The following is a 12,746-nucleotide window of genomic DNA, read 5'->3' on the forward strand; positions in this document are numbered from 1 at the left end:
CCTCAATACGGTTCGGATAAGGTTTTTTCATGACTGACCCTAGATTACTAAGACGCGATAAATCGCCGTACAATAAGTCCTTTGTAGAGACGGCGATTTATCGCGTCTCTTGCCTTAACCGAACCGTATTGCCCTAACCCTCCCCGATGCATTGGGGGGATTAAGGGGGTAGCGATAAATTATCCCAAACCGAATAATTTAGAAATTGCAGGCAATAATTTATTACCAGCTTCAACAAGCGAAGCGATCGCAGGTAAGCCTGTAAATATCCCTTTCAACATGATGATTGCATTTTTTGCCGTCTTTTGCTTAGTCGATTCTTGAGGACTTTTACCTGCTTCTGCTAAAGCTTCTACCTGTAACAAGGCATCAGCTTTGTCTGTTTCCGGCAAATCTGAAGACTGTGAAATTGCCTCGTGCAACTGCGTCAACAATTCTTTAATTCCTGGTTTTTCGGCATCTAGTGAATCAGGTAATTGATTGAGAGCAATACTCACATTACCGCTAATGGTTCCCAGGTTGGCAACCGAACCACCGCCAGCGATACCGCTAACATTACTGCTGCCTTGAATACTGATGCCACTGATATCAGACATGATGGTATTTCCTTGTGTATAAGACTTAGGCTGCCCAAGTGCAGTTGTGATCATATTTTTTAAATCACTAATATAACTATCTTTTTCTACCAGCAATAATTGCTGACTTTGCGATAAAGCTTTGACTTGATTATAATCATCAAAATATTCGGCACTCAGTTGAGATTTATTGCTCCCTACTGCGGTTTTGGCTCTGAGCAAGATTTTATCATCGCCGCGTTTATCCATTGCCACGATTTCTAACTCGGCTTCTGGATGTTTTTCGGCAAGGGTTTTAAAGGCGATCGCGCGAGGGTCAACGCCTTGATTATGATAAAGGTCGAGGGTGTCAAAAATTGGCTTGATAAAGTCGGCAAAGTCGCCGTCTGCAAATACCTCTTGTTTATTATCAGGTTTGCGGAGAGGATCGGGATCTTCTTTGGTGGGTAAGCGCATGAAGACATATTCACACCTCACCCCATGCAATTTAGTTGTATTTGTAATCCCCCAATCTTCGATGTACGCACCTGTGAGATTTGCACCTGTTAAATCTGTGCCGTCTAGTTGCGTTTGCTTTAGCTTTGCTCTTGACAAATCGGCATCTTGTAAATTAGCTTCACTGAGGTCAGCGCCGATAAAGCTGGTATCTGCTAAATTTGCTGATTGTAAGTTGATACCTCGCAGGTTTTCACGGTAAAAATTCTTATCCTGTCCCTGTCCTGTAACCAGCAGTTGACGTACTTGTGAGTATTGAAGATAAGTTAAACCAGGACGAACACGGTCAAGCATTTTGGCTTGATGCCAACGGCTACAGATAAGAATAGTGTTTCGGAAATCTGTACTTTTGAGCGTAGCTTGGGTGAAATCAGCACCTGTTAAGTCAGCGCCACGAAAACTTGTACCTCCTGTTGCAGCAAAGGCGATCGCAGCATTGCGAATTAAGGAGTGTTTTTGATCTCCTTTCATGGCTCGCCAGCTGATGTAGATACTAAATAACGTTCCGGCGAAGGCTCCGGCGAAGGCTCCGGCTACGGCGAAGCCGAAGGCTCAGGCTCCGGCGAAGGCTCCGGCTACGGCGAAGGCTCCGGCTACGCCTACGGCTAGGGCCAAGGCTACGGCCAAGACTACGGATACGGCGGAGGCGAAGGCTACGGCTCCTAAACCAGCTGTTATTCCTTGGCGAATTGTGATGAAGAAAAAGGCAATTAATACGATTAAAGCAACCCAGCCGGCAATTTGATTCTCTAAGCTGGAAGTATCAAATATTCGTGATACCAAATAACCGTTGACAGCCCATAAAAATCCTGACACTCCCGACAATAAGAACGAGACAAGGACTACGAAAGTTGCCCAACGCCGTTGCAGTCCAGCTTTGGCATGACTGAAGTTTGCACCTGTTAAATTAGCGTTGGTGAAGTTTGCCCCTCGGATGTCGGCATAGCTAAAGTTTGCACCCGCAAGGTCTTTCCTACCTTTGAAGTTGTGTCCTCGGAGATTTTGACCGGAGAAGTCTAAAGCCATGTTCCACTTTACGGAGGTGAGCAAATTTTACTACACGCTCACCCCTGTAAATTCAGGAATAGTTAGATATTTTTTATTAATGGAGTTCAAAGACTCGTTAACGGAGCTGACTTTTCACGTTATGTGGAAAAGCTAACGAAAAACCTAACCCCCTAACCCCCTTCCCTACAAGGGAAGGGGGAAAATTCAAAGTCTCTCTCCTTTTAGGAGAGAGATTTAGAGAGAGGTTTTTCAGATACCGTGAAAAGACTCATTCACGGAGTTCAAAGACTCATTCACGGAGTTCAAAGACTCATTCACGGAGTTCAAAGACTCGTTCACGGAGCTAAAAGACTCGTTCACGGAGTTCAAAGACTCATTCACGGAGTTCAAAGACTCATTCACGGAGCTAAAAGACTCGTTCACGGAGTTCAAAGACTCGTTCATGGAGTTCAAAGACTCGTTCACGGAGTTCAAAGACTCATTCACAGTCATTTTAGCGATCGCTATACTCGAAATAGCTCAACCACCGTTGGCTTAGTCACTTTCCCCATAGCATTGCGCGGTAATTCTTCAAGCGTCAAAATTTTGGTTGGCACTTTATAAACAGCCAATCGCTCTTTTGCCCAACTCCTGAAAGATTCTAATGTTAAAGGTTGTGACCCTTGCAATACTAACGCCGCACAAACCCGTTCACCCCATTCTATATCTAGAACCCCAACCACTGCACATTCCTGAATATCTGGATGCGATCGCAGTACTTCTTCAATTTCCAGAGCAGAAACTTTATACCCTCCACTTTTGATGATATCCACACTCATCCGTCCCAGAATCCGGTAGTTGCCGTTATCAACGACGGCGGTATCTCCAGTACAAAACCAGCCATCTTGGAAAGCTTTGGCGGTTGCTTGGAGATTTTGCCAATATTCTAAAAACACTCCAGCGCCTTTAACTTGAATCTCTCCTGGTGTTCCGGCTGGGACTAACTCTCCGTTTTCATCCACTAATCTCACTTCAACTTCAGGTAGAGGCTTCCCTACATATCCCGATTGCCGTTCACCGTGTAAAGGGTTCGATAGCGCCATACCAATTTCAGTCATGCCATAGCGCTCAAGCAGAAAATGGCCGCTGATAGTCTGCCACTTTTCTAAAACTTGAACTGGTAACGCTGCCGAGCCAGAAACCATCAGCCGCATCTTAGCACAGCCTTCTGACATAGTTTTTTGGCGATCGCGCAGCGTGTTTGCAGGAGAATCGCTAGAGGCATCTTCCCAAGCAGCAATCAGCTTTACATAAATCGTCGGTACTGCCATAAATAGGGTTAAGTCACCCTCACAAATTCGCCTCCAAACAGTTTCGGCATCAAATTTGCTCAATATATGACACTCCGCTCCAGCCCATAAAGCACAAGTCAATACATTGACAATCCCATGAATATGATGTAGTGGCAGGATATGTAAAATGCGATCGCTAGATGTCCATTCCCAAGCCGCGATCAAACTAGTCACTTGCGCTTGAATATTTTGGTGAGTCGTAACCACACCCTTCGGTTTACCTGTTGTACCGCTCGTGTAAAGAATTAAGGCGCGTCTAGTGATATCTACCTCTGGGAGGCGACGAACATTATGTGGAAGCGTTTCTGAGGTGAGGATAAATCGCAAATTTTGTTCTTGGGCGAGCGATTCTCCTGCAAAGACGCTGCGCGATCGCAGTATACCCTCAAAATTAGGATGAGCAACAATAATCGATGCTCCACAATTGGTAATTACATACTCTAACTCTGGTCGCGGGTAGGAAATACATAGAGGTACAGCTATACCACCAGCCCGCCAAATTCCCCATAGAGTGGCTACATACTCAAACCCAGGCGGGATGAGAAAGGCAACTCGCTGCTCGTGTAAATCTTCTGTATTCTCAAGAAGACCTGTTGCTATTTGACTAGAAGCATGCAGCAAATCTCTATAAGTAAATACTCCATCTGTTGTAGCGTTGGCGCAGCCACTGGGAGCGATAATCGCTGTTTTATCGTTGTATTCTTCAGCACGAATAATCAATGGGAGATTCACGTTTCTTTACCAACTTCGGGTTGATTCACTCTACTTAGTGAAAGCATATAGCAATGCGGCGTTGCTAAATCTGGTACTTTTGCAGCTGCATTGCGATCGCTCAATATAATTCTGTATAAATATAACATTAGTGAATTCTGTAATTTATCACTAATGATTTAGTTTATTCAGCCTTAGGAATGAAATAGTTATGTCTAATTTTCAAGTCTCTGGCTAGATACAAAATTAAAGAATGAATAGTTAATATTAAATACATAAATTACAGCTTAATTAAAAGTCTGCTTTTAAATTCTTAAAAAGAAGATAATTTCATGTTTTCCCAGGAGTCAACAATGAATATGAAGTTTCAAAATTTTCGCAAGTCTGCTGAGTTACTTGGCGCTATTTGTGGGGGATTACTGATTAGTCTGCCAGCAATTCCTCAAGTATTAGCACAAGAATCTATTCCCAAAATCAACCCTTGTCCGAGAATTTTCTACGAAGAACCACATAATAATCAGGTTGTGGTACCACAAGGATGTCCTCCCAACGCGCTAACACAAAGACTAGCTGCTCAAGGACTTCTTCCCGTCCCTGCTACCCCATCACAAGAGCAAACAGGATTGGGTGTCGCCGGTGACGGTTCCGAACCAAGTACTAGACCACCACGCCCAGCCTCTGGAGAAGGGGTTTCCACAGACCAACCATCACTGCTGCAACCACGGCAAGCCCCCAACGCGACGATCGCACTTACTAATGGTACAGTTAATGTCAGGTTGGTGAATGACACTGCGGCTAAGGTAACTTTCCAAGTGATTGGCGATACGGCACCGCGATCGCTACAAGGTAAGTCAGATGTAACACTCCAAGGTCTAAGGACACCGATAACGGTAACATTTGAACGAGAAGATGGTGGACAGTTGATAGTGACTCCACAAACTTCTTCAGAACCGGGAAGCTTAGAAGTTACATTTAATGAAGCCACCAATGCAGCACAGGGTAGAAGTGCGATGAGAATTGAACGAAATGGTTCAGTGTTTTTGAATTAACCAAATAGCGCGAAAGTAGGGGGAATTCCAATACGCTTGGGTTAAGGCTTAACTCTTTGTCAAATTCAATTTTTTTTTAACGAACCGCAAAGGACGCATTCGCGCAGCGTCTCGTCAGAGAAGGACGCAAAGGAAGGAGAAGGAAGAAAAGCTTAACTGAACTGTATTGGGGGCAATTCATGAATTGCCCCTATTTCTTTTGAAGCATTTTAGTTAGCTGATCCTGTAATTGCACTTCTTGCTTGCTGTCTTCCAATGTCCGCGCCAGTATAATCGCCCGTTCGTAAAAATTGCGGGCAGTTAGGTAATTACCTTGTTGCTTATATACTTGAGCGTAAGACTCAAAAGATTTCAATTCTTCTCGCAAATTTTGCAACTCTTTAGCAAGTGCTAAACGTTGCTCTAATAAGTCAAAGGCGCGTTCGTAGCGTCCGACAGCCGTGTGAGCCGTAACTAAACCGTCAATTGCGCGTAATTCATTGGTGCGATCGCGGTTAGTTTTAGCTGTCTGCATTGCTTCACCATAAGTAGCAATGGTATCTTGATAATTTCCAGATGCTAAATAAGCATCACCTAAATTATTCAAGGTATTAGCTTCACCGATGGCATCGCCAGTCTGACGGCGGAAAGTTAAGGCATTTTCGTACAATTTAATCGCCTTGTTGTAATCTCCCAACCTGGCACTTACCAAACCCAAATTACTCAAAGATAGTCCTTCACCTGCAATATTTTTGACACCGTGAGCAATTGCGAGTGCATCCTCAACAGTTTTACCAGCAGCAGCAGATTCGCCTCGGATCAGAAAAAATGTACCGATATTATTCAGCACAAAAATCTGAGCTTGGAAGTCTTTAGTATCACGAGCGATCGCTAATCCCCGTCTTAAAGCATCTTCCGCCTCTTTTGAACTACCTAGCTCGATATAAGCCTTAGCAAGCAAATTATAAGTCAGACCTTGTGCTTTCAGGTCGCCAATTGAATGATATATTTCCAGTGCCCGCAAGCAAGACGCAATTGTTTTGTCGGCATATCCTGAACTGTACTGTTGTTCACCGATACTCAGCAAACTATCTGCTTCATCTCTTGATTCTCGCCCAACGGAACTATTTAAAGGGCGATGGAGTTGTTGCGTAATATCAACCGCACCCGCAGCTATGGGACTCAGCAAAAAAGTAATCAGTAAAAAGCTGTGTAAAAGTAGTTGGGGACGAGAAATTGCACGCCAGTTGCTACAACTCTCGAAACCAGAGCAACGCGCCGGCTTACCTACACAAATTAAGCCTACCTTTTGCCTGGGAAATACAAGCCTTTGTTTCATAAAAATTACCCGTAAAGTTGCGGGTTTAAGTAGAAGGTCTAAGAAGAAGTTTTAAGTTTTTAAATTGAAGACAGTCAATATACGCGTTTGTACTTAAGTTAGGATTGAGCTAAATCTTCCCCAAAGTATATGTCGCGGATATCTGTGGGTAATTTGTCCTCTAGCATACGATAGCCTTCCTGGAGAAAATTGGCTACCTCGCTAGGAGCGATCGCTTCTCCTTCAGCTTGCAGATAGGCAGCAATTCTAGTTTCGCTCCAGTGGAAAGTTTGAGCCATTAACACGATTAATCGTAAAACTGGTGGTAGTTGGTCTAACGCCTTTTCTACGTAGCACCATAGCGGCGGCGAAGTCCCTTGAAGGGAATAATGAATTGCTTCTGTAGGTGGTAGTTTAATGTCGTTAATACAAAAAGCTGTGATATTAATTAACCAATTTTGCATGGTTAAGGCTGACTCACCTGATTCCGAGTCAGTTAAATTTAGTCCACCGAGTTCGTAATAGATATGTCGCCAGGTGAGAGCAAACAGATAATCTGCCTGCACAGGCGATCGCGCTGAATGCCGAATTAAGGTATACACTATGGGACTATAGCGGCAGAAAATCACTGTAAAATACTTTCCAGCATCTGGATAGCGCTGAAACAGAGTCAGTAATTCATGGTCACTGTGATGAAAGAGCGACTTCACCAGTGGGTGATTAGCTTCGGGAAAATGAGGAATTTGCACAAGCCTTTGAGTTGATAGTTGTTAAAATAGTTTTGGGAATTGAACTCCCGTAGTTAATCGCATAATATCTTGGTGTTGCCCAGTTTGTAGCCCAGACTCAGACTACTTGAGTATTGATAAACTAGAAACAAGGACTTAATTTTAGTCTTAATCGACAGTCATAAAATCAACTCCCTTATAGAATCCTTATTTGTTCATGGTTATAGCAGTTAGTGTGATTTCGTTCCTGCTCAGTCCCCTTACCTTAGGCTCCTTTCTGCCTTCCCTGCCCTTGGATAGCCTATTCTCCACCCAAGGCATTATGGTGATGCTGCTAGCGGCTTATGCTGGTGCCATGTGGATGTTTCTCACCAGTGCCCCAAAAGTACACACTGTAATGGTGTCAGATTTGGAGATTGCCCGACAGTTGTATGAAGGGCTGCTAGATTTGCCAGCAGCCGAGGTGCCATTGCACTACTACTACAACTACGAACAAACTCTAGGCGCAACTGGCATTGATCCACTATATATGTCTACTGGGCCGAGCTTGTCTAGCAAAATGATGAATAATGGCAACGATGGGCTGTGGTATCAATTGAAGAAAAACACCCAGCTACACGTCATTACTGGCGCGAGTTTAGGTATCAAAAATCAGCAACGCCACATTTGTTTTGACCATGATTGCCTGGAAATGATTTTAATGCGAGTCGAAACGCGCGGTTTGAAATTGAAGATTCGTAACCAGAAACCCCTGAACTTTTTAGTCAAGGACTATGAAGGGCGGGTTATTGAGGTAGCTGAGGTAGCGAATTAGTCGTTACTTATTAGATTATTTTAGGTTGGGTGGGGCGTAACTTGCCAACCTAGGCATCGCTCCACCCAATATTTATTTTTAGATTTAGGATTTTCGTGCAAGCGTTACCGCAGGGGTAGGTAAGTAAATAGGTGTAAATAAAGTGGAAAAAATGTACCATAATAAATACCCTGTAAGCGAACGGCTTTGTAATCCCGCCAATAACTTTCCACACCCTTGATTTGAGAACGGAGACGGACTTTTCCTCCATCTATGCTCACTTCTGATACACCTTGTAATGCTGTAGGCTCCTCAAACTCCTGCCGATGAACTAGTCGTTGCAAAGTGCTATGAGAGACCTTTATACCTGTTAATGCTTCAATGTCTTTTTCAGAATCTTGAAATGATTCATTCCCACTCAGCAGCAGGCAGTTTTTTTCAAATAATGGACTCAATTGGCTATAAGGCTTTAACCCCAAGATTTTTGCTTGCCTATCTGTCAGTTTTAGTTGGCCTACAACGCTCTTGACTATTCTTGCTCTACCTTTTTCTGTGCCTGTGACTTGTTTAATAAAAAAAAAGCAATTTTTGGGCTGACTTGCTCTAGAACTTGAGTTCTTACTGCTTTTTCTAAACTCTCAAAGCTTCTTAGCTCTTGAGCTTGAGTGTTCCGATAAAGAATCTCTGCTGCTTCCAGCAAACAGGCTTCCAGACGTTGCGAGTCTTCAGGGGTCATAGGAGTTGCACTTGCTACTCGTGTCAAAGAGTGTAACTATCTTCCCTCACTTATACCTATATTTGCAAAGGTGAGATGCTCCCGATGCTTCATCTATGAGTAATCTTAATTGTGTTTTAATTTCTTTGGCTTGCAAATAATGATAAACCTCAAATCTGTAGTATATCGCTAAAATTTTAAAATTATTTTATCAGTCTAAATAATAAGTGGAAAACTCTCTATCTTTAGATTAGAGATGTAGTACCAAGGTAGACTGTAGTCTGTGTCATCCTAAATATCTGCCAACTTTTCTAGCAATTCTTCAGCTAAATCCAACAACTCAATTTCATCAACTTCATCACTACTCCCACGATTACTTTCTCCACACGCCACATTAGCAGCCAAAACATTTTTCACAGCAAAAATCTTATCTTCTTCAGATAGACTCAAACATTTTTCCAACTCTACAGCAACTTCTTGGATTGTTCTTGAACCTAAACGCGCTCTTACTTTCACAGCTACCAAATCGTCACTTTCGAGCAGTTTTACCAAAGCTGTTCTCAGTCCATCACCCTCACCAGAAAACTTCTCAACAGCGACACGCACATATTCCCGGACGCTCATGTTTGCCGCCAATGCTTTTTGGAAAACTACATCTGGTACATCTACCAGCAACACACCTTCGTTATCACTAGCTTGATATAAGTCATCCCCTTGTTTGACGGCTACCAACAAATCTGCACCCAAGGTATGTAAATAGTGCAACACCGATTCCAACTCATGTTCCTTTAACGCCGACTCCAACTTGGACACAGCCGCCTGCTTTACTCCCAGTTTTTGGGCTAGCTGTGCCTGAGTTAATCCTGCTTTATTACGTATTTCCCGCATGGCATCAGTAAGATATAGGCGCAGATACTCTAACTTTCCTGCCAAAATCACTTCTGACTCGTCGCTTACCTTCTCCTGTAACCAAGTTTGAAAATTAGGTTTTTTCATCAATTTTCCCTCTGCTGCAATTCACGTAATCTTACTCTTGCAGGCTCTTTATCTCTATCTTTAATAGCGTTGCCGTATTTCTTCATAAAGGCGTGCAGCACTACAAAGCGCTGAGGAGTCGCAGCCGTTAATATAAACCTTGGATTATGTTCGCTCTTGGTCATACGTAACTCATACAGGTCATCTTCGAGTTTCTCAAAGATGCCACTGGTGAGTGATGCGAGTCCTTTGTTACACAGGTAGCCAAGGTTAACTTGCAAACGCCTGGTTTCGGAAAGACTCAGTAATGGCTTTGGTGGATTTTCTGGTTGCTCCTGTTCAGGAATCATCCTAATGAAAAAAGCAAGCAAATCTTTGGGGATTTCCCCATTGACATCTTGATAAAGTTCCCAACTCCAATTCACTTCCTACCTCAGAGTATAATATTCTTTATAAGGAATGTCAATGATATTATTCTTTGTAAGGAATATCATTTAGTCAATATTTATTTTTTAGTAACGGACAGAGGAGAAGGTGCAATGTCTCAGTAGTACTCAATTGAGCAAGTTACTACGAATGTGGATAAAATTTTTCAGGAAGTTGAACAAGGTGAATCGTACAGATTAGGCGGCAGGGGCAGCAAGTTGCTGTGATTCTGCCTACGGCTGAATATGAACGTCTACTGCATCGAAAGCTGGGTTTTTGGGAATCTGTGGAGCGATTTCGTCAAGAAATCATAGAAGAAGGAACCGAGATTGATCCCGATGAGGTTTGGAAAGATGTACGCGATAAGTCTCCTGCACAAGAGGTCATCTTGTGAGTCAGTTTTTACTCTACTCTTTCTGAAAATAGCAAAACTGCTTTTAACTGTGCTGTAAAAACTCAACTTTAGGCAATAACGGGTCAGTCACAATACCTACACCACTAAAACCCCAACGTTTGAGCAAGTTTCCCAACTGTGTACGCGCAATAGATTCTACAGCAAAGCGATTTGCTACATCTCCTGCATGGGTGTTGAGATAGCTAAGAGCATCAAAGTTTTCCTGAAACAGCAATAAATAACCCGATGTTTCAGCGTCAGGACGAGCGATGAGATAATTACCGTCAGTTTTTGAGCGCACCAAGTAATAAACTTCGGACAGCATGGAGATGTGGATGGGGAGAGTCGGGGAGAATTCCTAACTATTGCTGGTTAGTTGGGGTTGCTTTTGTTTGGGAAGTAAAAAATCCTGCAAATAAAAAACTAGAGGAATATCGTACAGCTTTAGCTTCCGAGTATCCCTCAATGCTCTAACATCAAAATGTGAAATAAATATTTATCCAAATTTGCCACTGACGTAATCTCGAGTATCTTCTTGCTGAGGATTATTGAAAATTACTTCTGTTGCGTCGTATTCTACCATGTAGCCGCTACGGATTCCTGTTTCTGAAGTCCGAACATTAAAAAAAGCTGTCTTATCAGAAACACGCGCGGCTTGCTGCATATTATGGGTGACAATGACGATAGTATATTGCTCTTTAAGTTCGTGAATCAGTTCTTCAACCCGCAAGGTGGAAATGGGGTCAAGAGCGGAGCAAGGCTCATCCATCAGTATAATTTCCGGTTGGACTGCGATCGCCCGAGCAATACATAACCTCTGTTGTTGTCCACCAGATAAAGACGAACCACTTTGTCGCAGTTTATCTTTGACTTCATCCCACAAAGCTGCTTTTCTGAGACTGCTTTCTACTAACTCATCGAAATTACCTTTGTAACCGTTGATTTTGGCTCCAAAAGTAATATTGTCATAAATTGATTTGGGAAATGGATTTGGTCTTTGAAACACCATCCCAATTCTTCGGCGCACTTCTACAGGGTCAATGTCGGATGCATATAAGTTTTTATCGTAAAAAAGTATTTTACCTTCTGCCCGAAATGACTCAATCAGGTCATTGAGGCGGTTATAGCATCGCAACAACGTACTTTTACCACAACCAGAAGGCCCGATAAAGGCTGTCACCTGATTTTTCGGTATATTTAGCCAAATATTCTGTAAGGCTAAAAACTTGCCGTAGTAAATATTGAGATTTTCAGTGCGTAAAACGGTTTCAGTGTCATTCACTGTGCTAGTGTTGGTAGCCATAAATTAAGTTTAGTGTTGGTTTGGGCGATGGGTATCTGGACTGTAGATGGTTATTTACTAAGCTTTTTTGCGAGTTGCCCAGCGAGCGATGATACTTGTGATTAGAACCATCAATACCAAAATCAAAGATGCTGCCCAAGCTAGAGATTGCCAATTTTTAAACGGAGAAATAGCATATTTGTAAACCAAAACAGCCAGAGAAGCTGTTGGTTGGAATAAGCTATCGGGCCAAAAGTTAGAAAACAGAGCAGTAAATAGCAATGGTGCGGTTTCTCCAGAGGCTCTAGCGATCGCTAGCGTTGCTCCAGTTACAATTGCTGGTAAAGCTGCTGGTAAGACTACTTGACTTACTGTTTGAAAGTTAGTCGCTCCCAACCCTACAGATGCTTGTCGCAAATCTTGCGATACTAACTGCAAGGCTTCATCAGTAGTTCGCAGAATAATTGGCAACATCAAAATTGCCAGTGCAAAGCCTCCACCGAGAGCGGAATATGATCCTAAGTTTAACTTTACCAGTGTCAAAACTACAATCCCATAAGCAAATACCCCAGCAATAATCGAGGGGACTCCACTCAGGACGTTAGCTGCAAAACGCACCCATCTAGCTACTCTCGCCGAACTAAATTCTGTGATGTAAATCGCCCCCAAAACTCCAAATGGGATGCTAATCAAGGCAGCAATTCCTACCATCAGCAGTGTGCCTAAAATTGCATTTCCAAAGCCTCCTCCCTTTTGGAGAGCTTTGGGTGGCAATTCCACAAACACAGCCAGATTCAGACTGCTAAACCCTTTAATAATCACGTAAGAAAGTACTGCTAGCAAAGGTAAAAGTGCCAATACTCCGCAAGTGAATGCGACTACGGTCATCACTGTATTAAACAGTGTTCTCTGAGACGTGGGAGAGCGAGTTAAACTGCGCTCTGGAAAATTAGAAGTCATAATTTAA

The 12,746-nt window shown here is 42.9% G+C and carries 16 protein-coding genes; 3 read left to right on the plus strand and 13 right to left on the minus strand.

Annotated features, from left to right (window positions below):
- Window positions 1-179: 179 nt before the first annotated feature.
- From V7K50_RS13980 to V7K50_RS13995, 4 genes are all read right to left on the minus strand, one after another.
- The gene (locus tag V7K50_RS13980; RefSeq protein ID WP_334960896.1) at window positions 180-1,541 is read right to left on the minus strand and encodes a pentapeptide repeat-containing protein; all 1,362 of its coding nucleotides are present in this window, start codon (window positions 1,539-1,541) and stop codon (window positions 180-182) included.
- Window positions 1,542-1,622: 81 nt separating this feature from the next.
- Window positions 1,623-2,096, minus strand: coding sequence for a pentapeptide repeat-containing protein (locus V7K50_RS13985; protein WP_334960898.1), 474 nt, complete (start codon window positions 2,094-2,096; stop codon window positions 1,623-1,625).
- Window positions 2,097-2,581: 485 nt separating this feature from the next.
- Entirely contained in the window at window positions 2,582-4,141 is a 1,560-nt protein-coding gene (locus V7K50_RS13990) for an acyl-CoA synthetase (protein ID WP_334960900.1), read from the minus strand.
- Window positions 4,138-4,269 carry a hypothetical protein gene (locus V7K50_RS13995; protein WP_334960902.1) on the minus strand — a complete coding sequence of 44 codons (132 nt, stop codon included), beginning with the start codon at window positions 4,267-4,269 and terminating at the stop codon, window positions 4,138-4,140. Before V7K50_RS13995 ends, V7K50_RS13990 begins: the two co-directional genes overlap by 4 nt.
- Window positions 4,270-4,473: 204 nt before the next feature.
- On the opposite strand from V7K50_RS13995, the gene V7K50_RS14000 reads away from it, so the two are divergent.
- The gene (locus tag V7K50_RS14000; protein ID WP_334960904.1) at window positions 4,474-5,169 is read left to right on the plus strand and encodes a hypothetical protein; all 696 of its coding nucleotides are present in this window, start codon (window positions 4,474-4,476) and stop codon (window positions 5,167-5,169) included.
- Window positions 5,170-5,359: 190 nt separating this feature from the next.
- Here V7K50_RS14000 and V7K50_RS14005 read toward each other — a convergent pair whose 3' ends face one another.
- Both V7K50_RS14005 and V7K50_RS14010 read right to left on the minus strand, forming a co-directional pair.
- Complete coding sequence (locus V7K50_RS14005) at window positions 5,360-6,487, minus strand: tetratricopeptide repeat protein (RefSeq protein WP_334960906.1); 1,128 nt, start codon at window positions 6,485-6,487, stop codon at window positions 5,360-5,362.
- A 98-nt stretch (window positions 6,488-6,585) separates the two neighbouring features.
- On the minus strand, window positions 6,586-7,215 hold the full coding sequence (locus tag V7K50_RS14010; RefSeq protein WP_334960908.1) for a sigma-70 family RNA polymerase sigma factor: 630 nt from the start codon (window positions 7,213-7,215) through the stop codon (window positions 6,586-6,588).
- Window positions 7,216-7,411: 196 nt separating this feature from the next.
- On the opposite strand from V7K50_RS14010, the gene V7K50_RS14015 reads away from it, so the two are divergent.
- Entirely contained in the window at window positions 7,412-8,008 is a 597-nt protein-coding gene (locus tag V7K50_RS14015) for a glyoxalase-like domain protein (protein ID WP_334800783.1), read from the plus strand.
- A 104-nt stretch (window positions 8,009-8,112) separates the two neighbouring features.
- On the opposite strand, the gene V7K50_RS14020 is transcribed toward V7K50_RS14015, so the two are convergent.
- The 4 genes from V7K50_RS14020 to V7K50_RS14035 form a co-directional block, all read right to left on the minus strand.
- Window positions 8,113-8,442, minus strand: coding sequence for a hypothetical protein (locus V7K50_RS14020; protein ID WP_334960910.1), 330 nt, complete (start codon window positions 8,440-8,442; stop codon window positions 8,113-8,115).
- Window positions 8,443-8,516: 74 nt separating this feature from the next.
- Window positions 8,517-8,723 carry a hypothetical protein gene (locus V7K50_RS14025; protein WP_334960912.1) on the minus strand — a complete coding sequence of 69 codons (207 nt, stop codon included), beginning with the start codon at window positions 8,721-8,723 and terminating at the stop codon, window positions 8,517-8,519.
- Between the two features lie 270 nt (window positions 8,724-8,993).
- Complete coding sequence (locus tag V7K50_RS14030) at window positions 8,994-9,698, minus strand: helix-turn-helix domain-containing protein (protein WP_334960914.1); 705 nt, start codon at window positions 9,696-9,698, stop codon at window positions 8,994-8,996.
- The gene (locus V7K50_RS14035) at window positions 9,698-10,102 is read right to left on the minus strand and encodes a type II toxin-antitoxin system RelE/ParE family toxin (RefSeq protein WP_334960916.1); all 405 of its coding nucleotides are present in this window, start codon (window positions 10,100-10,102) and stop codon (window positions 9,698-9,700) included. Before V7K50_RS14035 ends, V7K50_RS14030 begins: the two co-directional genes overlap by 1 nt.
- A 224-nt stretch (window positions 10,103-10,326) precedes the next feature.
- Between V7K50_RS14035 and V7K50_RS14040 the strand changes: the two genes are divergently transcribed.
- On the plus strand, window positions 10,327-10,497 hold the full coding sequence (locus V7K50_RS14040) for a hypothetical protein (RefSeq protein WP_334960918.1): 171 nt from the start codon (window positions 10,327-10,329) through the stop codon (window positions 10,495-10,497).
- A gap of 43 nt (window positions 10,498-10,540) precedes the next feature.
- On the opposite strand, the gene V7K50_RS14045 is transcribed toward V7K50_RS14040, so the two are convergent.
- From V7K50_RS14045 to pstA, 3 genes are all read right to left on the minus strand, one after another.
- Window positions 10,541-10,822, minus strand: coding sequence for a hypothetical protein (locus tag V7K50_RS14045; RefSeq protein ID WP_334960920.1), 282 nt, complete (start codon window positions 10,820-10,822; stop codon window positions 10,541-10,543).
- A gap of 171 nt (window positions 10,823-10,993) precedes the next feature.
- Window positions 10,994-11,800 carry a phosphate ABC transporter ATP-binding protein PstB gene (gene pstB / locus V7K50_RS14050; protein ID WP_334960922.1) on the minus strand — a complete coding sequence of 269 codons (807 nt, stop codon included), beginning with the start codon at window positions 11,798-11,800 and terminating at the stop codon, window positions 10,994-10,996.
- Window positions 11,801-11,857: 57 nt separating this feature from the next.
- Entirely contained in the window at window positions 11,858-12,739 is an 882-nt protein-coding gene (gene pstA / locus V7K50_RS14055; protein WP_334960923.1) for a phosphate ABC transporter permease PstA, read from the minus strand.
- Between the last annotated feature and the right edge of the window lie 7 nt (window positions 12,740-12,746).

The sequence above is a fragment of the Nostoc sp. genome (assembly GCF_036917135.1).
In the GTDB taxonomy this organism is placed as follows: domain Bacteria; phylum Cyanobacteriota; class Cyanobacteriia; order Cyanobacteriales; family Nostocaceae; genus Nostoc.

Coding starts and splice junctions, on each gene's coding strand:
- V7K50_RS13995 (WP_334960902.1), bottom strand. CDS start 4,269: ATGTTATATTTATACAGAATTATATTGAGCGATCGCAATGCAGCTGCA.
- pstB (WP_334960922.1), bottom strand. CDS start 11,800: ATGGCTACCAACACTAGCACAGTGAATGACACTGAAACCGTTTTACGC.
- V7K50_RS14030 (WP_334960914.1), bottom strand. CDS start 9,698: ATGAAAAAACCTAATTTTCAAACTTGGTTACAGGAGAAGGTAAGCGAC.
- V7K50_RS13980 (WP_334960896.1), bottom strand. CDS start 1,541: ATGAAAGGAGATCAAAAACACTCCTTAATTCGCAATGCTGCGATCGCC.
- V7K50_RS13985 (WP_334960898.1), bottom strand. CDS start 2,096: ATGGCTTTAGACTTCTCCGGTCAAAATCTCCGAGGACACAACTTCAAA.
- V7K50_RS14005 (WP_334960906.1), bottom strand. CDS start 6,487: ATGAAACAAAGGCTTGTATTTCCCAGGCAAAAGGTAGGCTTAATTTGT.
- V7K50_RS14045 (WP_334960920.1), bottom strand. CDS start 10,822: ATGCTGTCCGAAGTTTATTACTTGGTGCGCTCAAAAACTGACGGTAAT.
- V7K50_RS14000 (WP_334960904.1), top strand. CDS start 4,474: ATGAATATGAAGTTTCAAAATTTTCGCAAGTCTGCTGAGTTACTTGGC.
- V7K50_RS14025 (WP_334960912.1), bottom strand. CDS start 8,723: ATGACCCCTGAAGACTCGCAACGTCTGGAAGCCTGTTTGCTGGAAGCA.
- V7K50_RS14015 (WP_334800783.1), top strand. CDS start 7,412: ATGGTTATAGCAGTTAGTGTGATTTCGTTCCTGCTCAGTCCCCTTACC.
- pstA (WP_334960923.1), bottom strand. CDS start 12,739: ATGACTTCTAATTTTCCAGAGCGCAGTTTAACTCGCTCTCCCACGTCT.